Below are 22683 nucleotides of genomic sequence, written 5' to 3' on the forward strand. Positions count from 1 at the left end.
GGACTCGTGTTCTTCAGCCGCCGCGTGCGCCGCGGCCGCCGCCGAACAGCGCTTCGGCGCGCTGGAACAGCACCCAGCTCGTCGCGATGAACTTGTCGCCGCCCTGCGGGCGGTTGCCGCGGTGGGTATGGGTGAACGCGGCTGGCGCGATCAGCAGGCTGCCTGCCTTCGGCGCGATCTTGCGCTGCTGGTGCAGGAACTCGGTCTCGCCTTCGCTGAAGCCGTCGTTGAGGTAGATCGTCCACAGCAGGTGGCGATGCAGGGTTTCGCCGCCGGGGTCGCGCGGGAACAGCTCGCAATGCCAGTACGGGTAGCCGCCGCGCCCACCGGTATAGCGCTGCAGGTTGATCGAGCCCGGCCGCATCACCGTCTGCATTACTCCGGCCAGGGCCTCGTCGCTCATTGCCTGCAGGCGCTCGGCGGTGAGCCGGTGGCGACCGCCATCCTCGCCGGCCACCTCCAGCATCAGCGGTGCGATCAGGGTGTACGGGTAGCGCCGCAGGTAGGCCATCAGGCCCCTGAACACGGCGGTGTTGAGCATCGCCTCGGCGTCGCGCCACTCCGGCTTGCCGCCGAGGGTGATGTCCCGGCTGTCCTTCAGTTCCGGCCGGTGGCCGCCACCGACCAGGCCGGGGCCGTCGGCGCCGCTGCTCTTGAAACGTTCGATCAGCGCGTCGCACTGGGCGCGGCTCAACGCGTCGGGGTAGACCTCGATGAAGTCGGGGGTGTCGGACATGGGACGTAGATGTAAACGGGACTGATCGGCATCCTCGCATGGCCAGGCTGCCGGCGGTCAAATGCGGCGGGTTCGACCCGTCAGTCGGCCTCGACGTGGTAGCGCACCGCGGCCTCGACCTCGGCCTTCGAGCCGAGGAACACCGGCACCCGCTGGTGCAGCCCGGTCGGCGGCACCTCCATCATCCGCTGCCGCCCGGTGCTGGCGGCGCCGCCGGCCTGTTCGACCAGGAATGCCATCGGGTTGGCCTCGTACATCAGGCGCAATTTCCCGCCTTTCCCCGCGCACTTGCTGTCGAGCGGATAGCTGAAGATGCCGCCGCGGGTCAGGATGCGGTGCACGTCGGCGACCATGCTGGCGACCCAGCGCATGTTGAAATCCTTGCCGCGGGGCCCTTCCCGGCCGGCCAGCAGGTCGCCGACATAACGCTGCATCGGCGGCTCCCAGAAGCGCTGGTTGGACATGTTGACCGCGAATTCCCTGGTCTCCTCCGGGATCTTCATGTCGCGCTGGGTCAGCACGAAGCTGCCGATCTCGCGATCGAGGGTGAAGGCGTGGGTGCCATGCCCGATCGTCAGCACCAGCATCGTGCTCGGCCCGTAGGTGCAGTAGCCGGCGGCGAGCTGGGCGGTGCCGGGCTGCAGGTAATGTTCGTCGCCCGGGGTGGTCACGCCCTCGGGGCAGCGCAGCACCGAGAAGATGGTGCCGACCGAGATGTTGACGTCGATGTTGGAGCTGCCATCGAGGGGATCGAACAGCAGCAGGTAGTTGCCGCGCGGATGCACGTCCGGGATCGGCAGCGAGTGGTCCATCTCCTCCGAGGCCAGCCCGGCCAGGTGGCCGCCCCAGGCGTTGGCCTCGAGCAGGATCTCGTTGCTGAGCACGTCGAGCTTCTTCTGCGCCTCGCCCTGGATGTTGATGCTGGCCTCGCCGTCGCTGCCGGCATCGCCGAGCACGCCACCCAGCGCGCCCTTGCCGACGGCGATCGAGATGCTCTTGCAGGCGCGGGCGACGACCTCGATCAGCAGGCGCAGATCGGCGTTGATGTGGCCGGCGCGTTGCTCTTCGAGCAGGTAACGCGTGAGGGAGACGGTGCTGGCTTGCGACATGGCGACGGAACGGTGGCGGGAAAGAGCGCCATTGTCGCCGATGGGACGCTTGAAAGCAGGGCTTTCGTGGTGTTTGCGCAGACAGCGTTGCCGTCGGGTCCGGGACGAGGGCTACGCCGCGTGCCGGTTCACGCCGGAAAACTTGCGCCGGATGGCATGAGCCAGGGCCTCCCGCGCCATCTCCAGCATCATCAGCGGCGCGGCCGGGTCGGCGGCGGTCATGGCGCGCTTGGCGGCGGAGATCGCGGCACTGGCGAGGTCCGCGTCGTCGTCGAGCAGGCCGCGCAGGGTGCGTTGGTGGTGGTCGAGCCGGCGTTCGAAATCGGGATCTGCGCCGCGGCCGGCACGGCACCGAACCTGGGAGAACGTGGCTTCGGTGCGGGCGTGGGCCTCGCGCAGTCGTTGCAGTTCGATGGTGTCGTTCATGACCTGATGCTGTCCGTTTGCGGTTGCATGGAGTGAGACGGATGCCGCGCGGCCTGGCGGGCCGGCGCGGGCAGTCTGCGGCGATGGCATGACAGACATGCGCAGGCGATCGCGAACCGGGGATGACATTCGCCTGCGGTTCACCGCGATCAAGGCGGTGTGCACGTGTCATGCACGTGCAGCCATGTCCTGGAACGCGCACGCTGCGCGCTCTTCAACAACCTGTCAGAGAGTGTCTGCAGGGACTGCTGCCATCAGGCTGGCAACAGTGGCGGCGCAGGCTATACCCGTGCACCTGAACCGGACGCTAGCGCCTGCTGCGTCTGTCGCCTCACATCGCCCGAACATGAGGACGCCGTCGTGAACCAGCCCGGTCCAACTCCCGGTCCCGCACCTGCCGTCATCGACGACGGCCGCCGGGACTTTTATTTCTGCTTCGGCCGTTGGCAGATGCACCACCACATCATCCACCGCGCCGCGATTGAGCCGGCCGCATCTGCCTGCGAAGATGCCGCATGCGCCGCGCCGACCGCCTGTTCCTGTTGATCCATGCCCTGCGTGGACGCCGCCGTGCCATCACCGCACAACAGCTCGCCGAAACGCTGGAGGTCTCGCCGCGCACGGTCTATCGCGACGTGGCCGACCTGCAGCGTTCCGGGGTGCCGATCGAGGGCGAGGCCGGGGTCGGCTACCTGCTGCGCAAGGGCTCGGACATTCCACCGCTGATGTTCACGCCCGACGAGCTCGAAGCCCTGGTGGTCGGATCGCGCTTCGTGCGTGCATTCGGTGGCGGGCGGCTCGGCCGCGGCGCGACTACCGCGCTGCTCAAGATCGAGGCGGTGCTGCCGCCCGAGCTGCGTGCGCGCAGCGACCGCTCGCGGATCTTCGCGCCGGAAGTGAAACGAATGGAAACCAGTGGCCGGATCGACGCCCTGCATGCGGCGGTGATCGAGTGCCGGGTGCTGTGCATCGACTACCGCGATGAGGCTGGCCGCGACAGTGCGCGCGAGATCGAGCCACTGTGCCTGATGTTCTGGGGCGGAAGCTGGACGCTGGGTGCGTGGTGCCGGTTGCGCGGCGACTTCCGCAACTTCCGTCCCGACCGCATCGTCGAATACCGCGACAGTGGCGAGCGCTTCGACGACGGCGACCCGCTGCGCGGCCTGCAGGCCTATCTCGACGCGATGGGCGTCGACCGCGAGCGGCGGCCGGACTGATCCTCCTCCGCGCATCTCCATCCTTGCCGGGCGATGCAACCCCGGGTCCACTCCGCGCATCCATGGTTTCGTCGCGTCGTCCCCTGCTTCGTCGCAATGGCCCTTCCGTGCCGCGGCCGCGGAGCTATGCTCGACTCCGTTCCGATCCCAAGCCCACGCCACCCCGCCACCCCGCCCATGAGCTTCCCCTACGCCTTCATCGCTCGCCGCCTGCTGGCCTGGGCCGTGCTGTTCGTCGTCGTGGCGATGGCCTGGGACTCGCTGCCGCTGCCGGACATCCTGCCGTTCTTCGTCCTGTTCCTGATTGCCGCCGCGTTCGTGGTTTCGCTGGGGTTCTCGCACCTGCGCCGGGTACGGATGATCGCCGGCAATGTCGATACCAGCACCGTCGCCAACCGCCAGCGCCGGCAGATCGAGATACCGCTCGATGCCGACGAGGCCTTCGAGGTCTTGGAAGCGGCGATCCGGGAGCTGCCCGATGTCGAAAGCGTCGAAAGCCTGCGCGACAGCCTGCAGGTGCGTGCACGCGCGCCGCGGCCGCAACCCGATGGTGCCGGCGGCGACTGGACCTCGCGTCTGGGCAACACCCTCAACCGCCTGTTCCGCAGCACCCGTCACCGCATCCTCGCCACCCTGGTGCCGGGCGACGGCACCAGCAGCGCGACGGTGGTCTGCGAGCCTGAAAGCGATGCCTGGAACGACTGGTTCCGGGTCGATGACGGCGCCAATCTCGAGAACATCGAGGCGATCACCCGCGCCATCACCCGTCGCGTCTCCGAGCGCCGCCGCAGCGAACGGGCGGCGGCCAAACAGACTGCGACCGAGAAGGAGTTGACCGTGGCCAAGTTGAGCCTGCTGCATGCGCAGGTCGAACCGCACTTCCTGTACAACACCCTCGCCAGCGCGCAGGTGCTGACCCGGCACGACCCGCCGCGCGCCGACCTGATGCTCGGCCATCTGATCGAGTACCTGCGTCGCTCGCTGCCGCGCACCGACGAATCGATGTCGACCGTCGGCGATGAGCTGGAGCGTTCGCGCGCTTACCTGGAGATCCTCAGGCTGCGCATGGGCCCGCGCCTGCAGGTGCAGCTGGACGTGCCCGACGACCTGCTGGGGCTGCCGATGCCGCCGATGATGCTGCAGACCCTGGTCGAGAACGCGATCAAGCACGGCCTGGAGCCCAAGCCCGGCGGCGGCACCGTATGGCTGCTGGCGCGTGCGAGCGAATCGAAACTGGCGATGACCGTGGCCGACGACGGCATCGGCTTCGGCATCGACGATGGCAGCCGCCAGACCACCGGCACCGGCATTGGCCTGAAGAACGTGCGCGAGCGCCTGCGGCTGACCTATGGCGAAGCGGCGCAGCTGTCGGTGGTAGCCAACTTCCCGCGTGGCGTCGCGGCCACGATCACCCTGCCGCTGGCGACGCCGCCAGGCGAGGGCCCTGGCAATGAGGAGCGCCGCCATGGCTGATCTGCGCCCGATGCCCACGGCGATCGTGGCCGAGGACGAGGCCCTGCTGCGGCAGTCGCTGGTCGAGCTGCTGCAACGGGCATGGCCGGAGCTGGAGATCGTCGCCGAGTGCGACGACGGTGCCGGCGCGCTGGAAGCGATCGAACAGCATCGTCCGGGCGTGGCCTTCCTCGATATCCGCATGCCCGGCCTGACCGGCATGGATGTGGCCGCCGCCGCCATCGAAGCCAGTCCGGCCACCCGCATCGTCTTCATCACCGCCTACGACCAGTACGCGGTCGAGGCCTTCGAGCACGGTGCGGTCGACTACCTGCTCAAGCCGGTCGATCCGGAACGGCTGGACGCGACCGTGCGGCGGCTGCAGTCACCGCCCGGTCCCGGGCTCGATGCCGCCCTGCTCGATGCGCTCGCCGCGCGCATGAAGGGCGTTGCGCTGGCGCCGGCCGAACCGCTGACCTGGATCACCGCCAGCGCCGGCCGCGAGACCCGGCTGATCCTGGTCGACGATGTCATCTACTTCCGCGCCGACCACAAGTACACCGTGGTCGTCACTGCCGAGGGCGAGGCGCTGATCCGCAAGCCGATCCGCGACCTGCTCGAAGTGCTCGACCCGACCGTGTTCAAGCAGGTCCACCGTTCGACCATCGTCAACCTGCGCGCGATCGCCGCGATTGTCCGCGACGACAGTGGGCGCGGCACCCTGCGCCTGCGCAATCGCGAGGAGACCCTCCCGGTCAGTGCGCCGTTCATGACCCTTTTCCGTCACATGTAGCCCGTCGCCAGGTCCTGATCCACGTCGAAGCTCCGCAAGCACACCGGCATCCATTGCCGGGAAGGAAGGATTCCCATGCGCCCCGCCCACCCCCGTCCCGCCCGCAGGCAGTCCGCCAACGGCATGTTGTCGATCGTCCGGTCCGTCGTGCTGGCCGTTGTGGTCGGGAGTGCGTTGGCCGGCTGTGTCGACGGTCCGGGCAGCAGCCACGTCGTTCGGACCCAGGTCGATGGCCGCGATGCCTTCCACAGCCGTGCCCGGCTGATGCCGGCCAGCGCCCGTTTCGAATGCCTGTCCAGCGACAGCGGCCACTGCCACTACGCAGTGTTCGGCGGTGCCTGCGGGAGCGTGGCGACGACGTTGGGCAGCAGCGTGCTGCGCTGCAGGCCCGATGCCGAGGCGCATGCAAGGTTCAGTCTCGCGGTGGGCGAGCAGCGCGAGGTCGACGGCCTGCCGCTGGACTTCCGCCATTGTGCCAGCGAGCGGGCGGAGCCGATGACCGCCGCCTGCCTGCAACTCGCAAGAGCGGTTTCATCCGCGATGTGACCGGATATCGGAACTTCAGGAGCCGGACTCGGTGAGCAAACGACGTTTCCTCAAAGTTTTTGCGGCCGTTCTGTCGATGGTGGCGTTGATCGTGCTGGTGTGGGGGTGCCGGCCCTTTGTCGACCGGCAGGCGATTGCATCCAATCCCGTTCCTGTGGCCTCGGCTCCCATGACGGCGGAGCATGCCGGGCGACTGGTGACCTGGATCGAAAAGGAAGCGGACGGGATCGAGGCGTTCATCGCGGTCCGGGACGGGAAGGTGCTGCTGAGCCATGGAGCGGTCGATCTCCCCATGAGTCTGGCGTCTGTCCGCAAGAGCGTCCTCAGCCTGCTGTTCGGGATCGCCTGGGATCGCGGACTGATCGATCTGGATGCGACGCTTGCCGAACTGGGCATCGACGAGGGCGCGATCCCGTTGACCGAGACCGAGAAGCTGGCCACGATCGAACAGCTGTTGCAGTCGCGCTCGGGGGTCTACCTCCATTCCGGGGCCGAAACCGTGGAGAACAAAGACGGCCGCCCCCGACGCGGGCAGTTCCTGCCCGGCGAGCACTACTTCTACAACAACTGGGACTTCAACGTTCTTGGTGCCATCTTCGAACAGCAGGCCGGAATCCCGATCGGCGAAGCGCTGGACTCGTGGCTGGCGGTGCCACTGGGAATGCAGGATTTCCATGCAAGCCATGTCCTGTACGACAGCAGGGGCTCGGACTCCGACTTCAGGACCTACCGAATCCACATGAGCGCGCGTGACCTGGCGCGTCTGGGGGTGCTTGTGCAACAGGACGGCCTGTGGGGTCGCGAACGGATCGTCTCGAAGCAATGGCTGGATCGCAGCACCACGCCGTACTCGGTTCCCGACAGTCCGTTCTATGACGGCTTCGGCTATTCGTGGTGGCTGAACTCGGAACTCAATGCGGTGCTGGCCGATGGCTGGGGTGGCCAGTACCTGCTGATCGACCGCGATCACGACCTCGTCCTGGTGACGCGCCGGGACAACGGAAACTCCATTCTTGGGTACCTGGTCTCGAGCCAGCTCAAGCCTGAAGGACACCCTGCGGACATCCAGAAGCTGGATGCCATGATCCGCGACATGGTTGCGACCCCGGTGCAGTGACCTGCAGCGCGAGACCAGTCCGCGGGTGCTCAGATCACCCGCAGCGTGATCGCCTTCAGCACCGCACGGGTGCGGTCGCGGGTGTCGAGCTTGTCTAGGATGGCCGATACGTAGTTCTTGACCGTGCCTTCGGCAAGGAACATCGCCCGCGCGATCTCGCGGTTCGAATAGCCGCCGGCGATCAGGCGCAGGACCGCGACCTCGCGCTGGCTGAAGCGTTCGCTCGGCGGGCTGTCGTCGTGGTACTGATAGCGTGACCGCACCGGCGCGGTGTTGACCGGCTGCAGCAGGGTTTCGCCGGCGGCCACGCGCACGATCGCGTCGTAGAGTTCCGGCGGGGTCGCGTCCTTGAGCAGGAAGCCCTGCGCGCCGGCTTCGGCGGCGAGCAGCGGCAGCTCGCTGTCGTCGAAGGTGGTCAGCAGCAATACCGGGGTGGTGTCGCCGTGCGCGCGCAGCTCGCGGACCGTAGCGATGCCGTCCAGCACCGGCATGCGGATGTCGCTGAGCACGACGTCGACCGGCGTCGCGGCCAGCCGCTCGAGCAGTTGCCGGCCATCGTCGGCTTCGAACGCGACCTTGATGCCCTGGCGCTCCAGCAGGGCACGCAAGCCGGCACGGACGATCGCCTGGTCGTCGGCGAGGGCGATACGGGGGGCCTGTGATCCGGCGGTCATGACCTCATCCCTGCTCCGCCGCCGGCAACCATGCCTCGATCCGCAACGCGCTTGCCGATGACGACCCGAACTCGATCCGGCCGCCACGTGCCTGCACACGTTCGCGCATCCCGGTCAGGCCGCTGCCCTCGCGCAGTGGACCTCTCAGGTGGCCGTCGTCCTCGATGTCGACGCGGATGTCGCCGTCCACCATCGCCAGCGAAACCCGGACGCGATCGGCGCTGGTGTGGCGCGCGGTGTTGGTCAGCGCTTCCTGGACCAGCCGCAGCAGGGTCTCGGCGGTGTCGGGATCGGCGACGTGCACGTCCGGGGTGATGCGCAGGTCGAGTTGCGGGCGCGGCAGCGGCGCGGCCAGTGCACGCAATGCAGTCGCAAGGTCGAAACCACGCTCGTCGCGGACCGCGTGGACGATGCGGCGGATGTCGCCGAGCAGCTCACCCGCCAGTTGCTCGGCCTGCTGCAACTCGTGGCGCGGCGGCAGGTCGGCGGCCAGCACGCGCAGATTGAGGGTCAACGCGGTCAGCTTGTGGCCGGCCACGTCGTGCAGTTCACGCGCGACCCGCAGGCGTTCGCGGTCGCGCACGCTGTCGGCGAGCAGGCTGCGGGTGGCGAGCAGGTCGGCATTGACCGCGGCGAGACGGTCGCGCGCTTCCTCGGCCGTGCGCGCGTACCAGGTGGTCAGCATGGCGAACGCCTGGAACCCCATGTACAGCACGACCTGCAGCCAGACCGGGTCGCGCCCGGCGGATGCCAACAGCGCATAGAGAATGAGGTTGAACAGCAAGGCCAGCGGCAGGACCACGCGCAGCGGGTAGTCCATCACCAACTCTGCAACCAGGATCACGAGCAGTATCGGCGCGACCCCTGTGCGCGGCGCCAGCGCGATCACCGCGAATGCGCATGCGCTTTGCACCAGATACAGCACCGCGCGCGACCACGACGCTGCCGGAAGCACGTCGAGCGCCAGCAGGGCGGCGATGAACAAGCCCAGCAATCCCCAGACGGTGCCGACCGCGGTGACGGAGTCGAGCTGGATGGCCATGCCGACCGTGGCCACGGTCACGATCGCGGCCAGGTTCAACGGTTGCAGCAATGGGCGCAGGCGCTGGGTCATGTCGCCATGCTGCGCCCCACGGACGTGCCCATGCAATGCCGGTGATTCGAAAGTGACTTCCGGCATGTCGATGTGATGACCGCAGGCACTGCGTCCGTGTCGGCGATGACCGCAGGCTGTGCTTGCGGGTCGATGTCCGGCCTTGCATGCACAGGAGTCATCGCAATGAATGCCTATGGCCTGCTTTTCGCCACCCACGTCGCGGCCGGCACAGTGGCGCTGCTCACGTTCTGGTCGGCGGCATTGCTGCGCAAGGGCAGCCAGCCGCATCGCCTCGTTGGTCGAGCCTACCTGCTGGCAATGGTCTGCGTGATCGCCACCGCACTGCCGATGTGCGTGGTCCAGTACCAGCGTGGTCAGCCGGTCACCGCGGCCTTCCTCGCCTATCTGGTCGTGATCACCAGCACCGCAGTGTGGTCGGCCTGGCGCGCGGTCCGCGACAAGCACGATGTGGTCCGCTACACCGGGCCGGTGTTCGTGGTGCTGGGCGTGCTGTCGCTGCTGACCGGTGCGGCGGTACTGGCACTCGGCGTGCGGGTGAACTCGCCTCTATTGATGGGATTCTCGTCGATCGGGCTGGTGGCCGGCATCGACACGCTGCTCAAGCGCATTCGACGCGAGAAAATGGCGGCACGGCCGGGCTGGTGGCGGACCGAGCATTACACTTCGATGCTCGGCAACGGCATCGCCACCCATATCGCCTTCCTCGGCATCGGCCTGCCGCGCCTGTTGCCCTCGCTGGGCGGCAGCTCGCTGCAGTACCTGGCCTGGTTCGGGCCGTTGCTGGTCGCGGTGCTGGCCAAGCTGTGGCTGGACCGGCGCTGGAAGCCGGGCCCGGCGCGCCCGACCGGGCGCGCGATGGACTCGCTGCAGCGATCAGCGTGAGGACGTCACGACCTGCACCCGTGCAGAACGGACCGCGTCACCGCCTTCGCGTGCAATCAGGGCATGGGTGGCGCTGCGGTCGGCGCCAGTGGCCGCATCGACCCTGACACCGGCCTCGCGCAGGGCCTCCGCGACGGCCTCGGCACGGGCCAGGGCGAGGTCGGCGTCACCCCCGGCATGGCCGGTCACGACGACCGAGTGCAGCTGCCAGCGCTGCAGGGCCCAGGCGATGTCCTGCACAGCTTCGCGTCCGGCAGCATCCAGCTCGGCGCTGTCGTCGGCGAAACCGATCGCCGGCAGCGGCTGCAGCGCCGGAATCACGTCCACCTGCGGAGCGGTGCCGGCTCCGACCAGTGCCGATTCCATCTGTCGGGCCGCGGCCAAGTCCAGCCCGGCTTCGGACTTCAGCCGCCAACGGGCCTGCTGACCGCCTTGCAGTACTTCGAACGCGCCCAGCTGCGATACTGCACGTTCGTGCAGTTCGACCAGCGCCCGTTCGCTGGCAGTACGTGCCTCGGCATCCTGTCGCGCGGCCGATTGCAGCCGCTGCACGCTGTCGCGCAGTTGTGCCAGCGACGCCTGGTCGCGGGCCAGGGTGACGTCGTCGGCGGTCAGCACCTCGCGCAGCTCCACCACCACCGGCTGGCCGAGCTCGGTTTCCAGCAGACGTTCCAGCGCCTGGCCCAGCTGCGGTCGATGTTGCGGGGTCAGCAGCACCGCGTCCACGTGCAGGGCGCGGTCGCGCCGCTCGACCCGCAGCGAGGTGACCTGGCCCTTGCTTTCACGTGCCGCAGCGTCGAGCGTGGTGCGCACGCTGCGCTCGACCAGGCCGCGTGCGGCGATCTCGCGCAGGGCGAGCCCGAGCGGGATCGACAGCAGCACGAACGTGCCGACGATCAGGCTCGCCTGCCAGGCGGTCTGCTTGGGCGAATCGGTCGCGCCGAAACCGTACCAGCGCGCCATCATCGTTACGCTCAGCGCGATCGCGAGCAGGTTGGTCATGAACAGGAACGCCGCCCCACCCGCGATGCTGCCGTTGCCGATCGCGATGCCGAAGCCGGTCACCGCCAACGGAGGCATCAGCGCAGTCGCGATCGCGACACCGACGATGGTCTCGCCCTTGCGGGTGATCGTCGCGTAGGCGCCGGCCAGTCCGGAGAACACCGCCACCAGCAGATCGAACAGGGTCGGCTCGGTGCGGGCGAGGATCTCCGGGGTCGGCTCGCGCAGCGGCGACACCGACACGATCAGGATCGCGGTCAGCAGCGCCACGGCCATCCCGACCGTGAGTGTCTTCAGCGCCGCGCGCATGTTGCGGAAGTCGAACGTGGCCAGCGACATGCCGAGCTCGACGATCGGTCCCATCAGCGGCGAGATCAGCATCGCGCCGATGATCACCGCCACCGAGTTCTGCAGCAGGCCGAGCATGGCGATGCCGCAGGACATCACCGTCATGAAGGTGTAGCGCGGGCCGAGCGATCCGGCCTCGGCCACGTGTTCGAGCACCGCGATGCGGTCGACCTTCAGGTGGTTGCTGCGCCACTGGTGCAGCCAGTGCCAGAGAGCTTGGGGACTGGACAGGTTCGGCAAGCGTGGACGTCCGTGTGGAGAAGCGCAAAGCTTACCCGGCAGGCGTGAAGAATGGGATGGCAGTCACGCGGAAGTGTGTGCCATCGGGGTTTCGACGAGTGCGCCACAGAGCGGAAACCCTATCTGTAGGACACCTACTTCCATGTTTCTCCATCGCGATGGCCCGGATTTCACGCATTCCCCCGCGGACTCCGGGGCCATCGCTGGATGGGTCGATATGCATTTCCGAGAAGTCCCTGGAACCCCAGCGGACCACCTTGCCGTCATGACCCAGTGTCAGCACCGTATCTTTCCGGATGGGTGACCACGCACAGGCTGACGGCCGCGATCCCGAACGACCTGCTGGCCCATTTTCCATTCCACCGAAGCACGGAGCTTGCCGGGATGTTCTTGCTGGAAGAGCCGTCATGTGCGGCAGTCAGGTAGACACGATCCTCACTGAGAACGGCGACGTCGATGAAACTCCAGGCGAAATTCCGGGGTGCGCCCATGGTTCAACTTCCTTCTCGATTGGATACGGGTTCCCGCCTGATGCCGCATCGCCGGGGGGCGTATCCTGCGATACGCAGGCCGTCCAGACGGGCTTCGATGCGGTTGTCCAAGGTGGTCGGGTGGTTGGAGTCCTAGTGGGGAGCCTGTACGGCCTGGTGGCGTAGACCGGCAAGAAAGACGGCTTCCTCCGCGTGCTGCTCGAGCACCGTTGCGATCAGGCCAGCCTGCTCCAGTCATGGCCATCGAAGGCAAAGATATCCTTTGCCCCGATCGACCAGAGGACGCCATCTGCCTGACTGAGATGATGGAAGCTCGTTGGGCGTTCACTTCCAAAATCGACAGGAACCAGTTGCTCGCCCTGGAGCACGTAGATTCCTTGGCTTGTCGATACGTGCAGCCGGCCGTCGAACCAGGCCATATCCCATATGTCTTCCGCGAGGTCCTGTTCGACAACCTGCCAGGCCTCGCGACGTCCCTTCAGCAACAGGCCCCGCCGCCCCGCGGCATAGACGAATCCGTCTTCGGCACAGAGCAGGCTTGTCAGCAATTGGTGGGTCGGGCTGCGCAGTTCTTGCCAGTGCTTTCCATCGAACTGCCAGAGTTCGCCACCCCAGCCGGCGGTGTAGATCTCATCGTCGCCGTAGCCGTCGATGGTTTCGAAACCCTTTACCTCGCCCGCGCCTGGACGTATCGCCTGATCCAGGCAGATCCACTGATTTTCTCCATCTCGACGATAGACTTGACGATTCATGCCTACTGCGTAGGTCCGCCCGGCAATGGTGCGAACCTTGCGCATCGCTCCACGGACGCCCGGGGAGCCCTGAGGCGTGCTGATGGTCTCGAGGCTTTGCTGGCCGCTACCGAAGAGCTTTATCTGACCCGCCGGAGAAAGGGCCAGCATTTGCTCGAGCGGGTGTTTGGTTATCGTCATGGATACAGTGAGCCAGGGCTGGATCTCCACATAACCGAGCTGCCCCTTGTTGAAGCCGTAGAAATGACTGTGGGCGATATTTCTGTCGACCTGATCATCCTGACTGGCAAAGTAGCCCAGCTTGCGGTGACGGACCGCTCCGGTCACGAATGTATGGGTCGATCCCAGTTCAATGCTCATGCTCACTCCATTGACATTATGGGTATGTGGCTTACTACCGGTTTCTGTAGTTGGCCTCGATGCGGATGAGTTCACCGCCCCGGTGTTTCAGGATGATGGTGCTGGGCGTTCCCGCAGTCGCCTTCATCGGATCGATGGCTGACCCGCCGCAGTCATTCCGTCTGGAACATCAGCCGCAACTCGCGGCTGAATACCGTCTCGTATCCTCGATAAGGCAACGGACTGGCCTGGAATACGGCATCCACTACCGACGCCTGGCCCGCCTCGTCGTATTCACAGGTCGGGTGCGGTTGCACATCGAGCACATCACCGCCTGGCAGCTGCCTTACCACCAGCGCACAGACCCCGGTCACGTCCGCGCCGTCCGGTGGCTGCCAGTGCGTATGGACGGCATCATGAAGCGCCCGGGAGTAGGCGCGCACCAGCGCAGCCTCGTCCCGGGCAGGCGATTGAGCCTGTGCCGACAGGCAGAGCGACAGGGCCACCAGCAATGCGGCACGCTCCCGGATCTTTCCCGACTTTCCTGTGTCGCCGGCAGTCCGGCCAGACATCGCTTTCATAAGACGCTCCGCTCGCTTGGGAACTGCCGGAAAACAAAAGCCGGCACCTGGAGAGATGGCTGACAATGGCCGATCTGCCGTGCCGGCCGGGAGCGATGGTACGGATACTGGAAGGAATCGGGAGCGATCATGGGGTCGTACGGTATCGGGTTCACGTCCGGAAATGAAAGCTCATTCGGACCGATGGGGGCATCGTGCATGATGGAGTTCATAGGGAGCTTCGGCAGACCGGCTAGTCGATCCTCGTCCATGAACTTCCGTCGAATGCGATTACATCCTTGGGGCCGATTGACCACAGGGCATTCGCCGATGAGGAGAGTGCATGGAAGGTTTCAGCCGCTGTGACTGAAACGTCCACAGGAACGATCGAATCCCCGTGCAGCTTGTAGATGCCACGTGCGGAAGACAGGTAAAGCGCTTCCTGGAACCAGGCGACGGACCAGAAGTCATCGGCAACATCCTTGTCGAGGACTTCCCACTCGTCATGCCTTCCGCGGACGATCAGTCCGTTCCGTCCACAACCGTAAACCTGCCCATCGGCGCCAACCGCCAGCGAAACGATGATCCGGTCGGTGGGACTGGCCACGCTGCGCCACTGGCGGCCGTCGAAAGCGACCAGTTCCCCGCCCCATCCTGCCGCATACATTTCCCGGGGAGAAAAGGCGGTCACTGCTTCGTAGCCGGCACCTGCCTCCCGGTCTGGAGACAGCCCTGCCTCCAGGGTCGACCACGTGCCGCCGGGGCGACGCAGGTAGACCTGCCTGTCCATGCCGACGACGACGATGGCGCCCCCGACACAGGTTCCGCTTCTCAATGGGCCCCGGGTGGCGGGCTCGCTTCCCGATGAGGAAATCGACTCTTGCGTGAGGGTGCCGGAAGCGGAAATCGCAATGCAGTCGCCGTACTCCCCCACCGCCACGATGCCGCCTCGCTCTGGATCCATTCCGAGAAACTTCGTATGGACGAGCTTGCGTCCAAGCGGCTTGAGGGTTGTCCCATTCCAGCTGATGAAGATGGTGTTGGGCACGTCACGGGCATTCATTTCATCAATGGAAATGGCCAGTGCGCCCTGCCCCCCGGAGAAGATGCCGCCCGCAGTGTAAGTACCGATATCCGAAAACTTCCCGCCCATCTCCCCGCTCCTTGAACATCATCGCAACATCGCGCGTCTCTGGGCGCCGCTTCTGTCCCCGCGCCGCCGCCCGCCCGAACATGTCGGCATGGATTGCCGCAAGCGCCGGCACGACAGGCCGGGCGACGGTCATCGACCGATATGCAGCACCCGCTTCCCCCCCTCCCCGTCGAACGCCATCAGGTCCTTGGCGCCGATCGACCACAGGAGCCCGTCGGCAGCGCTCAGGTGGTGGCAGGTCCCGGGCGTGTCGTCGCCGAAATCGACCGGCTGCAGCCGTCCATGCTCCAGGCGGTAGACGAAGCGGGTGGACGAGACGTAAAGATGGCCGCCGAAGCACTCCATTCCCCAGAGATCCTCGCGGGTGCTGTCGTGCCCGATGATCTCCCATCGGTCATGCCGCCCCCGCAGCAGGGTTCCCGACTGCCCGCATGCATAGGCGTGGCCATCCGGTGCGCAGCGCACCTTGTGCAGCGCGAGGTCGGTCGGGCTGGTCCGCTGGATGAAGCGATCGCCGTCGTACTGCCAGATCTCGCCTTCCCAGCCAACCGCGTAGATCTCCTGCTCGCTGAAGCCGTCTATCGATTCGAAGCTGGCATCGACGACGGGAACGCCCCCGTGCTGCGCGGATGGGTCGATGCAGCGCCACTGCCCGTCGCCCTCCCGCAGGTAGGCCTGGCGACCGGCGCCCACCGCATAGGCGCGGCCCTGCGCGATGCCGCGGATTTCGCGAAGCGGACCACGCTCGCGCGGGTCGACGCCGCAGCTGGCGATCGGTGCTTCTTCCTTCACCACACCGCCGCCGCTGGCGCGCACCGAACCGTCCGTTCCCAGCGCCAGATAGCGTTCGGCCGGCACATGGCAGACCGTGCCCGAACAGGCCGTCCAGTCCACGGCACCGGCTCCCCAGGTACCCCGATCGAGCGTGAAAAGCACCGAGCCCGAATGGCCTTCGGCGGCGGCATCATGGATGGCGATCAGGTAGCCAAGGTCGGAATAGCGGACGGCTCCGGTTGCGATGCCGGTTCCGTTGAAGCGAGGGTCATGGCCATCCATGCGTTCTTGCTCTCTTGAGGAAATATTGGGGTAACGCCATCGGCACGGAGTGCGCGGATCTCCATCGGGCTCATCGGTGCCTCATTTGAACCCTGGCCGACGGCAGGGCCAGTCGTCGCGGGCGAGTCAGTTTTCCGGGCAGACGTGTCGGCGCCATGCGCCGCCATCGAAGCTGAGTACGGATTCATCGCCCACCACCCACATGACGTCGGCCTTGGCGTCGATGGCGTAGTAGGCCTTCTTGCCCTTCACTGGCACCTTGGTTTCCCGCAACCGGATGCCATCGTACTCGAGCAGTTGATCGGTGGCGGTCACGTAGAGCTTTCCATCGAACTCCGCCATATCCTCCAGGACTTCCGAGCACAGATCGGCGTTACCGATATCGGTCCATCCCGTTTCCGTGTTGCCCTTCAACAGCACGCCACCCGCCCCTCCGATATACACCGTGCCGTCGGTGGCGCAGTGCACACAGTAGAGCGGCAGGCAGGTTGGCCCTGGCGATTCGCGCCATGCCTGGCCGTCCCAATGCCAGATGGCCCCAGTATCGCCGACGGCATAGAGATCGTGAGGCGAGAAACCGGCTATCGCGTTCAGACAGGCTGTCACTTCATCGCCGAGCGGGGTGTAGATCCCCTGGTCGATCCGCTGCCAGACACCTTTGCTTGTGCGCAGCACCTGATTCTGCGTGCCGCAGGCGTAGAGCTCGCCCTTTATCTCGCTCATTCCCATCAGGTAGGGAGTGTCGATGTCAAGGTGGGCATCCCGGTGCGCCAGGCCCGAAGGATGCTCACGTAGCAGGCCGGACCGCCCCAGGAAGCAGAAATCTCCCTTCTTCTGGCCTGGCCGCGCGGCTCTCTGCAAGCCGCTGCACACGACTTCGGGGATGTCGTAGACATGAAACCAATCTTCTTCATCGAGCATCATTACCCGGGTAACGGTTGGCTCGGCCCCCTCCAGGTAGAGGTGCCCGGCGAACAGGGCCTCGCGCGGTCCAATCGCGATGACGTCGGTGAAATACAGGGCGGTACTTTTTGCCATTTTCGGATCCCGGAATGCCGCCCGATAGAGGCGGCATGCATAGAGGCCATAGACCGGCGTAGACGCCGGTCCTATTGGGTACGCAGTGCGAAGGCCATGAGCGTGGACGTGGGGACGAGACCTGCCAGGACTGCCATCCCGATACGTGCGGTGCGATCGGCTGCAATTGGTCCCGGTATACAGAGACAACAATGCACTGCCTCCGCACAAGCGGTCCGGCCGTGCGACATGGTACCGGACCCGACTCGAAGGCCAGCACCACACTGGCGAACATCTCGCCGATGGCATGCGGGCCAAGCTGGGCGAGCAGGATTTCCAAACCGCTGGAGCCCGCGATGCGCAGGCCGTCGAGATGGGCGTCGAGGCGGTCGTCGAGTGTGCCGAGGTCGTCCAGGTCGTAATGCGGCGCGCGCAGGGAGTAGTCACGCAGGATGGCGAGGAAGCCGGCTTCTTCGGCGTGTTGTTCAAGAATGATGGGGACGAACCTCAGAATGCGTCTGCTAGGGTCGAGATCATGGTGTCACTTCGGTCCAGGTCTGGCCGTCCTCGGTCCAGACGACATTCTTCGGGCCGCAAGACCAGAGAACACCATCGTTCGCATGTAGATGACGGCAGCTAGCTTTGCTGGGAAGTTTCATGTCGACCGCGATCAGGTCGTCATTACCGTCGAGGCGGAACAGGCCGCTGTCGCAGGCTAGGTAGAGTTCATTGTTGAACCACTCCATGCCCCAGAGATCATCCGTGACGGCGTCGTGCTTGATGGCCTCCCAGTGTGAGCCATTGCTGCGTAGCAGAGTGCCCATCTGGCCGCAGGCATACGCCAAGTCTTCGCGTACGACTTTGATTCGGTGAAGTACTAGGTTGGTCGGGCTCTCATGGTTCAGCCATTGGCCATCCTTACGTTGCCACACCTCGCCGTTGAAGCCGACGGCATAGAGGTTGCTCTCGTTCAGGCCATCAATAGAGTTGAAACCGCAGAGCTCGATCTTGCCTCTAGGCAGAACAACACCTTGATCCTGACGCGTCCAGTTGTTCGCACCTTCGCGCCGGTATACCTGGCGTCCCATACCGGTCGCATAGGGCATGCCTGCGATGAGTTGGAGATCTCGAATGGGACCACGTCGGGCCGGGCCATCCAAGGAATCGTCAATCTCTTCCTCGGTCGAGCCAGCCATTGTACTGACTGACACGATGCCGTCTGGGCCGGTAGCAAGCACCATAGGTTCTGGGACTTCGACGAAACAGATGCGTGTGGCATGCCATTCTAGGTCGAAGGAGAACCAGTGATTTGCAGAACGATCCCATTTCAGCAATATTGATGCGGTTGAACCGTTCTCCTTCAGATAGTCCACCTGAGCAATGACCCGCCCCACGTTATGACTTTGCATGAAGCCGGAAAGGAAGGAGTATTCGTTAGACATGGGACAACTATCGTTCTTGGAAACTGAAAATCAAGCGGCAGAGTTGGCGTTGGAGGTGATGCCTTTGATGGCCTCGATCTCCTGATCGACAGTCTTCTGCCCAGGCTCAAGGATGGGCGTCGAACCAGGCGAGGATGTGCGCGGGCGAGGCAGCGAACCACTCATGGCCGCCAAGGGGTTCGGTGTACCGGGTGGTTTCGATGCCCTGGTGGAGCAGGCGGTCGTAGTACAGATCCATGCTCCACCAGGGCACCACGACATCGATGAAACCGTGCAGGAACGTGGTCGGCGGATGGTCGGCCGGCAGCTCCGGCACCCGACACGCCGGGCCGCTGCAGGTGGCGTAGGAACCCGACTGGATGGCCAGCGCCTTGAACTGGCCCGGGAAGGACACGGCCATCCGGCTGCTGTTGTAGCCGCCGCTGGAGATGCCGGTGGCGTACTGGCGGTTGGGATCGAGCCAGCCGAAATGCCCCTGGCGGATCGCCTGCAGCACATTGCCGATGAACCGGTAGTCGGTGCTCAGCTCATAGGCTTGCGCAAGGCCGGGGATGTTGGTTTGCCAGAACAGGTCGGCCGGCGCGCTTGGAGCGATCACCGCATAGCCGTTGTCCAGCAGCGTCTGTACGAGCTTGCCCTCGTGGAAGCCGCCGAAAGGCGTGCCGCTGTAGTAGGTGAAGTCGTTCAGCGGAAAGAACGAGCCCTGGTAGATCAGCACCACCGGCCAGCCCTGGGCAGGCGGTGTGCCCAGGGGCGTCTGGTAGATCACCCGGCGGACGCTCAGCGGTCCGGAGGGGATCCAGGTGGTCTGGTGGCTGCAGCTGATCCTGGCGGGCAGGAGCCGTGTCGCGCTTCGTTCGCTGCACCTCGAGTCGGCCCGGGCGGTGCCGGTGCCGAGCAGGGCGAGAAGCGCCACAAGGAACAGACAGCAGGTGGCAAAAGAGCGCTGCATGGCGGACCTCTTGCTTTGACGGCCTCGCGGCCGATGCGGCGGCGCCGTCCTTCGGGCTTGCCGCATCGCGCGAGACGGGAATGCTCAGTCGAGCCCGGCCAGGAACCGTTCGATCGCCGTCACGCTCTCGGGTTCGTCCAGTGTCGGCGCATGGCCGCGGCCGGGAATCACCGCACTGCGCAGATCCGGGTGGGATTCCTGCATTCGCTGCAGCGTCGCCGGCGCCAGGATGTCCGAATGCGCGCCGCGCAGCACCAGCATCGGCACGGGTGCCAGCGCCGCGAACAGCGGCCACAGGTCCGGTGCTGCGGTGACGGCCTGCGCGGCGCGGCGGATCTCGGGATCGTAATCGGCGCGTGGCACTCCATCGGCATCCTCGCGATAGCCGAGCCTCGCGAAATCGGCCCACTGGGCGTCGTCGAAGTCCGGGTAGGCTGCGCCATAGATCTGCCGTGTCTGTGCGATGGCCTCCTCCCAGTCCCGTGCCGGCGTCTGCTGGCCGACGTAGCCCTGGATGCGCCGGACGCCTTCCGGCGCGACTTCCGGCCCGATATCGTTGAGCACCAACCCGCGCACCAGCCCGGGCTGTGCGGCGGCCATCAGCATGCCGACCAGGCCGCCCAGCGAAGTGCCGATCACCGCCACTGGCCCGGGTGCGAGCGTCGCCAGCAGTTGCAGCAGATCTGCGGCATAGATCTGCGGCTGGTAGTTGTGCCAGTTTGGGTCGTGGTCGGAGCGCCCGCGACCGCGCAGGTCGGGCGCGATGACCCGGTAGCGGGCCGACAACCGCCGCGCCAGCGTGTCGAAGTCGCGGCAGTTGCGCGTCAGGCCGGGCAGGCAGAGCACCGCAGGTGCGTCGGCCGCGCCGTACTCGCGGCGATACAGGCGCAGCCCATCGGCAGTCGAATGGAAGGTCTCGGAACAGCTTCCGACGGAAGCATGGACGGCAGAGGCGGACATGGATACTCCAGGTTGGATTCAGAAGCTGTAGCTGACGGCGAGCGTGTAATGACGCGGCCAGCCGTAGTAGGCGGTCTGGACATTGGCCACGCTGGAGAATTCCTGCGCATCGGTCTTGTAGACCTTGTCGGTGAGGTTGCGCACACCGGCGCGCAGCTGCCAGCGCTCGTCCGGCGAATCCCAGCGCGCAAATGCGCCGACCACCGCATGGGCGGGTTGCCGCAGCGCGTCGCGGTTGTCGACGCTCAGCCAGGTTTCGTCGCGCCAGGACACGTCGCTGCCGACGGTGAACCGGCTGCCGTTGCCAAGCGAAAAGATCCGGCTCAACGCCAGTTGTGCGGTCCAGCGGGGCGAGAACGGCACGTGATCGTGCAACCCCGCCAATGCCGGATCCAGCGTCACCCGCGGGTCGTCGAAGCGATCGTAGCGCGCGTCCATCCAGCCCAGCTGCGCGCTCAGCCGCAGTCCCTGGCCGAACAGGGCCACGCCCTCGAACTCGACGCCGTCGATGGACATCCGTGCGGCATTGAGCACGGGAAACACGAAACTCGGCGTCGGAGAGGCCGGGTCGGTCACATCCGCCACCCGTGCCTGGAAGTCGCGATAGTCGCTGTGGAAAACGGTGACGTTGCCGCGCAACCGGCCGTTGCGCGACTGCGCCTTCAGGCCCAGTTCGTAGGTCCAGACGTACTCGGGATCGAACGGCGCGGTTTCGGCGTCGCTGCCGGCGCGCCCGTTGAAGCCGCCGGACTTGAAGCCGCGGTTTGCCGAGACGTAGCCCGTCACGTGCTCGCCGAAGGCCCGGCTCAGGCTCAGCGACGGTGTCCATGCGCTCCAGCTCGCATCGGCCTGGAAGGAGAATTCGCTGTTGAGCGGCGGCAGTCCGGTGATCGCCGCAACGTTGCGCGCATAGTCCTTGCGCTCACGGGTGTAGCGCAGGCCCGCCGACAGGGTCCAGGCCGGTGCGAACTCCCAGTCGACCTGGGCGAACGCGGCGGCGCTGTCGCTGCTCTGGCGCTCGTCGCTGACGGTCCGGTACGGCACCGGCAGGCCCATGAAGGTCAGCACGTCATCGCTGGTCACGTCCTGGCTGCCGTTGAACTTTTCCTGCAGGTAGTAGAGGCCGTAGACCGCGCGCACGCGGCCGCCGGCGTCGTACTGCAACTGCAGTTCCTGGCTCCACTGGTGCTGGTCGAGCGTGGCGAGGGTGTCGCCGAGACGGAAAGGCGAAGCATCGATGTCGATCGCATACGCCGCGTCCAGATCGCGGTAGGCACTGATGCTCTTCAGTCGCCACGCGCTGCCGCCATCGAACGACAGCGTGGCGGCCACGCCCTGATGGGTCAGGCGCTGCCGGCTGCCCGGGGACAAGGATGTGTCGGAGACGAAGTCGTAGTCGCCCGGGCGGGGCGTCAGCAGCAGCCGGCGCGCGCCGGTCGCCAGTTCGGTCTGGAACAGCGGTGCTTCCGGATTGCCGAGCGATGGCGCGTTGCGCTGGCGGGTATAGTCGGCGCCGATCGTGGCCGAGAACGCATCGCCGGAACGCAACACCAGTTTCAGCCGGGCCGCCTCGGAGCCGTCGTCGTTGTAGCGGCGCCCATCGCTGTCGCGCACGTAGCCGTCGTTGTCGGTGCCGATCACCGCCAGGCTTGCCGAGGCGCTGGCACCCAGCGGCGCGGCTGCGTAGCCCCGCACTTCGGCACGGCCATGGTCTCCGACGGCGGCTTCGACTTCGGCCGTCACCGAGTCGCCCGGCTCGCGGGTGACGACCCGGATCGCTCCGCCTGTGGAGTTCTTGCCGTACAGCGTCCCCTGCGGCCCGCGGAGCACCTCGATCCGTTCGATATCGAACAGATTGAACAGCGCGCCCTGGATGCGCGAGTAGTAGACATCGTCGATGTACATGCCTACGCCGGGATCGAATGTCGGCAGCGCATCGGGCTGGCCGATGCCGCGGATGAACACGTTGGCCGACGAGGCGCTGCCGCGCCCCTGCACGATGTTCACGTTCGGCGCCGCGCCCTGCAGGCCGCCCAGTCTGTCGGCCTGCAGATCGCGCAGGTCGAGGGCGTCCAGTGCGGTCACCGCGATCGGCACGCGATGCGCCGACTCCTCGCGCCTGCGTGCGGTCACGGTCACCGAATCGAGCGTCTTCGCATCCGCCGCGGGTCCGCTGGCCGCTTCCTGCGCCGACTGTGCCTGCGACGGCGTGGCGAACACCGCTCCCATCCCCACCCCGATGCCAATAGCCAGTGCCCCGATCCGCATGTTCCCCTCCTCATTGCTCTGCCCGCCAGTTGTA

21 protein-coding genes are annotated in these 22683 nt (G+C 66.1%); 6 read left to right on the plus strand and 15 right to left on the minus strand.

Annotated features, from left to right (window positions below; translation table 11 throughout):
* Positions 1 to 13: 13 nt before the first annotated feature.
* From FKV23_RS00095 to FKV23_RS00105, 3 genes are all read right to left on the minus strand, one after another.
* Positions 14 to 736 carry a 2OG-Fe(II) oxygenase gene (locus FKV23_RS00095; protein ID WP_141622035.1) on the minus strand — a complete coding sequence of 241 codons (723 nt, stop codon included), beginning with the start codon at positions 734 to 736 and terminating at the stop codon, positions 14 to 16.
* An 80-nt stretch (positions 737 to 816) separates the two neighbouring features.
* Positions 817 to 1845 carry a class 1 fructose-bisphosphatase gene (locus FKV23_RS00100; RefSeq protein WP_141622036.1) on the minus strand — a complete coding sequence of 343 codons (1029 nt, stop codon included), beginning with the start codon at positions 1843 to 1845 and terminating at the stop codon, positions 817 to 819.
* 111 nt (positions 1846 to 1956) lie between these two features.
* Complete coding sequence (locus tag FKV23_RS00105; RefSeq protein WP_141622037.1) at positions 1957 to 2271, minus strand: hypothetical protein; 315 nt, start codon at positions 2269 to 2271, stop codon at positions 1957 to 1959.
* Between the two features lie 515 nt (positions 2272 to 2786).
* Between FKV23_RS00105 and FKV23_RS00110 the strand changes: the two genes are divergently transcribed.
* The 5 genes from FKV23_RS00110 (at position 2787) to FKV23_RS00130 (ending at position 7396) form a co-directional block, all read left to right on the plus strand.
* Positions 2787 to 3488 carry a helix-turn-helix transcriptional regulator gene (locus FKV23_RS00110; RefSeq protein ID WP_141622038.1) on the plus strand — a complete coding sequence of 234 codons (702 nt, stop codon included), beginning with the start codon at positions 2787 to 2789 and terminating at the stop codon, positions 3486 to 3488.
* 177 nt (positions 3489 to 3665) lie between these two features.
* A complete protein-coding gene (locus tag FKV23_RS00115; protein ID WP_141622039.1) occupies positions 3666 to 4961 on the plus strand; it encodes a histidine kinase in 1296 nt (431 codons plus the stop codon).
* Between the two features lie 10 nt (positions 4962 to 4971).
* Positions 4972 to 5733: a LytR/AlgR family response regulator transcription factor gene (locus FKV23_RS00120; protein WP_141624947.1), complete on the plus strand. Its 762-nt coding sequence runs from the start codon at positions 4972 to 4974 to the stop codon at positions 5731 to 5733.
* A 75-nt stretch (positions 5734 to 5808) separates the two neighbouring features.
* Positions 5809 to 6279 carry a hypothetical protein gene (locus FKV23_RS00125; RefSeq protein ID WP_141622040.1) on the plus strand — a complete coding sequence of 157 codons (471 nt, stop codon included), beginning with the start codon at positions 5809 to 5811 and terminating at the stop codon, positions 6277 to 6279.
* 31 nt (positions 6280 to 6310) lie between these two features.
* On the plus strand, positions 6311 to 7396 hold the full coding sequence (locus FKV23_RS00130; RefSeq protein ID WP_141622041.1) for a serine hydrolase domain-containing protein: 1086 nt from the start codon (positions 6311 to 6313) through the stop codon (positions 7394 to 7396).
* Positions 7397 to 7425: 29 nt separating this feature from the next.
* On the opposite strand, the gene FKV23_RS00135 is transcribed toward FKV23_RS00130, so the two are convergent.
* Both FKV23_RS00135 and FKV23_RS00140 read right to left on the minus strand, forming a co-directional pair.
* Positions 7426 to 8070 (minus strand): response regulator transcription factor, encoded by a 645-nt coding sequence (locus FKV23_RS00135; protein ID WP_141622042.1) that lies wholly within the window; start codon positions 8068 to 8070, stop codon positions 7426 to 7428.
* Positions 8071 to 8074: 4 nt separating this feature from the next.
* Positions 8075 to 9250: a sensor histidine kinase gene (locus FKV23_RS00140; protein ID WP_407067633.1), complete on the minus strand. Its 1176-nt coding sequence runs from the start codon at positions 9248 to 9250 to the stop codon at positions 8075 to 8077.
* Positions 9251 to 9349: 99 nt separating this feature from the next.
* Here FKV23_RS00140 and FKV23_RS00145 point away from each other — a divergent pair, with 99 nt between their 5' ends.
* Complete coding sequence (locus FKV23_RS00145) at positions 9350 to 10069, plus strand: DUF2306 domain-containing protein (protein WP_167284835.1); 720 nt, start codon at positions 9350 to 9352, stop codon at positions 10067 to 10069.
* On the opposite strand, the gene FKV23_RS00150 is transcribed toward FKV23_RS00145, so the two are convergent.
* The 10 genes from FKV23_RS00150 to FKV23_RS00200 all read right to left on the minus strand — a co-directional run bounded on the left by FKV23_RS00150 (position 10061) and on the right by FKV23_RS00200 (position 22649).
* On the minus strand, positions 10061 to 11659 hold the full coding sequence (locus FKV23_RS00150) for a DUF389 domain-containing protein (protein WP_141622045.1): 1599 nt from the start codon (positions 11657 to 11659) through the stop codon (positions 10061 to 10063). The genes FKV23_RS00145 and FKV23_RS00150 overlap by 9 nt on opposite strands.
* Positions 11660 to 12365: 706 nt before the next feature.
* Complete coding sequence (locus FKV23_RS00155) at positions 12366 to 13262, minus strand: hypothetical protein (RefSeq protein WP_141622046.1); 897 nt, start codon at positions 13260 to 13262, stop codon at positions 12366 to 12368.
* A 152-nt stretch (positions 13263 to 13414) separates the two neighbouring features.
* On the minus strand, positions 13415 to 13822 hold the full coding sequence (locus tag FKV23_RS00160; RefSeq protein ID WP_141622047.1) for a TonB C-terminal domain-containing protein: 408 nt from the start codon (positions 13820 to 13822) through the stop codon (positions 13415 to 13417).
* Between the two features lie 232 nt (positions 13823 to 14054).
* Entirely contained in the window at positions 14055 to 14954 is a 900-nt protein-coding gene (locus FKV23_RS00165) for a beta propeller repeat protein (RefSeq protein WP_141622048.1), read from the minus strand.
* Between the two features lie 129 nt (positions 14955 to 15083).
* The gene (locus FKV23_RS00170; protein WP_208543201.1) at positions 15084 to 16010 is read right to left on the minus strand and encodes a hypothetical protein; all 927 of its coding nucleotides are present in this window, start codon (positions 16008 to 16010) and stop codon (positions 15084 to 15086) included.
* 126 nt (positions 16011 to 16136) lie between these two features.
* Positions 16137 to 17048: a WD40/YVTN/BNR-like repeat-containing protein gene (locus FKV23_RS00175; protein WP_141622049.1), complete on the minus strand. Its 912-nt coding sequence runs from the start codon at positions 17046 to 17048 to the stop codon at positions 16137 to 16139.
* Positions 17049 to 17560: 512 nt separating this feature from the next.
* Complete coding sequence (locus FKV23_RS00185) at positions 17561 to 18469, minus strand: sialidase family protein (RefSeq protein WP_141622050.1); 909 nt, start codon at positions 18467 to 18469, stop codon at positions 17561 to 17563.
* 106 nt (positions 18470 to 18575) lie between these two features.
* Positions 18576 to 19421, minus strand: a complete 846-nt coding sequence (locus FKV23_RS00190; RefSeq protein WP_208543202.1) for an extracellular medium-chain-length polyhydroxyalkanoate depolymerase — start codon at positions 19419 to 19421, stop codon at positions 18576 to 18578.
* Between the two features lie 84 nt (positions 19422 to 19505).
* Positions 19506 to 20381, minus strand: a complete 876-nt coding sequence (locus FKV23_RS00195; protein ID WP_141622051.1) for an alpha/beta fold hydrolase — start codon at positions 20379 to 20381, stop codon at positions 19506 to 19508.
* An 18-nt stretch (positions 20382 to 20399) separates the two neighbouring features.
* Complete coding sequence (locus FKV23_RS00200) at positions 20400 to 22649, minus strand: TonB-dependent receptor (protein ID WP_141622052.1); 2250 nt, start codon at positions 22647 to 22649, stop codon at positions 20400 to 20402.
* Between the last annotated feature and the right edge of the window lie 34 nt (positions 22650 to 22683).

This window comes from Lysobacter alkalisoli (assembly GCF_006547045.1).
GTDB classification, from domain to species: domain Bacteria; phylum Pseudomonadota; class Gammaproteobacteria; order Xanthomonadales; family Xanthomonadaceae; genus Marilutibacter; species Marilutibacter alkalisoli.

Excerpts from the sequence above, each read along its gene's own strand:
- FKV23_RS00200 (WP_141622052.1), bottom strand. The coding sequence starts at position 22,649 with ATGCGGATCGGGGCACTGGCTATTGGCATCGGGGTGGGGATGGGAGCG.
- FKV23_RS00095 (WP_141622035.1), bottom strand. The coding sequence starts at position 736 with ATGTCCGACACCCCCGACTTCATCGAGGTCTACCCCGACGCGTTGAGC.
- FKV23_RS00160 (WP_141622047.1), bottom strand. The coding sequence starts at position 13,822 with ATGAAAGCGATGTCTGGCCGGACTGCCGGCGACACAGGAAAGTCGGGA.
- FKV23_RS00105 (WP_141622037.1), bottom strand. The coding sequence starts at position 2,271 with ATGAACGACACCATCGAACTGCAACGACTGCGCGAGGCCCACGCCCGC.
- FKV23_RS00195 (WP_141622051.1), bottom strand. The coding sequence starts at position 20,381 with ATGTCCGCCTCTGCCGTCCATGCTTCCGTCGGAAGCTGTTCCGAGACC.
- FKV23_RS00115 (WP_141622039.1), top strand. The coding sequence starts at position 3,666 with ATGAGCTTCCCCTACGCCTTCATCGCTCGCCGCCTGCTGGCCTGGGCC.
- FKV23_RS00155 (WP_141622046.1), bottom strand. The coding sequence starts at position 13,262 with ATGAGCATTGAACTGGGATCGACCCATACATTCGTGACCGGAGCGGTC.
- FKV23_RS00125 (WP_141622040.1), top strand. The coding sequence starts at position 5,809 with ATGCGCCCCGCCCACCCCCGTCCCGCCCGCAGGCAGTCCGCCAACGGC.
- FKV23_RS00165 (WP_141622048.1), bottom strand. The coding sequence starts at position 14,954 with ATGGGCGGGAAGTTTTCGGATATCGGTACTTACACTGCGGGCGGCATC.
- FKV23_RS00135 (WP_141622042.1), bottom strand. The coding sequence starts at position 8,070 with ATGACCGCCGGATCACAGGCCCCCCGTATCGCCCTCGCCGACGACCAG.
- FKV23_RS00140 (WP_407067633.1), bottom strand. The coding sequence starts at position 9,250 with ATGCCGGAAGTCACTTTCGAATCACCGGCATTGCATGGGCACGTCCGT.
- FKV23_RS00190 (WP_208543202.1), bottom strand. The coding sequence starts at position 19,421 with ATGCAGCGCTCTTTTGCCACCTGCTGTCTGTTCCTTGTGGCGCTTCTC.
- FKV23_RS00120 (WP_141624947.1), top strand. The coding sequence starts at position 4,972 with ATGCCCACGGCGATCGTGGCCGAGGACGAGGCCCTGCTGCGGCAGTCG.
- FKV23_RS00110 (WP_141622038.1), top strand. The coding sequence starts at position 2,787 with ATGCGCCGCGCCGACCGCCTGTTCCTGTTGATCCATGCCCTGCGTGGA.
- FKV23_RS00170 (WP_208543201.1), bottom strand. The coding sequence starts at position 16,010 with ATGGATGGCCATGACCCTCGCTTCAACGGAACCGGCATCGCAACCGGA.
- FKV23_RS00100 (WP_141622036.1), bottom strand. The coding sequence starts at position 1,845 with ATGTCGCAAGCCAGCACCGTCTCCCTCACGCGTTACCTGCTCGAAGAG.
- FKV23_RS00185 (WP_141622050.1), bottom strand. The coding sequence starts at position 18,469 with ATGTCTAACGAATACTCCTTCCTTTCCGGCTTCATGCAAAGTCATAAC.
- FKV23_RS00175 (WP_141622049.1), bottom strand. The coding sequence starts at position 17,048 with ATGGCAAAAAGTACCGCCCTGTATTTCACCGACGTCATCGCGATTGGA.
- FKV23_RS00145 (WP_167284835.1), top strand. The coding sequence starts at position 9,350 with ATGAATGCCTATGGCCTGCTTTTCGCCACCCACGTCGCGGCCGGCACA.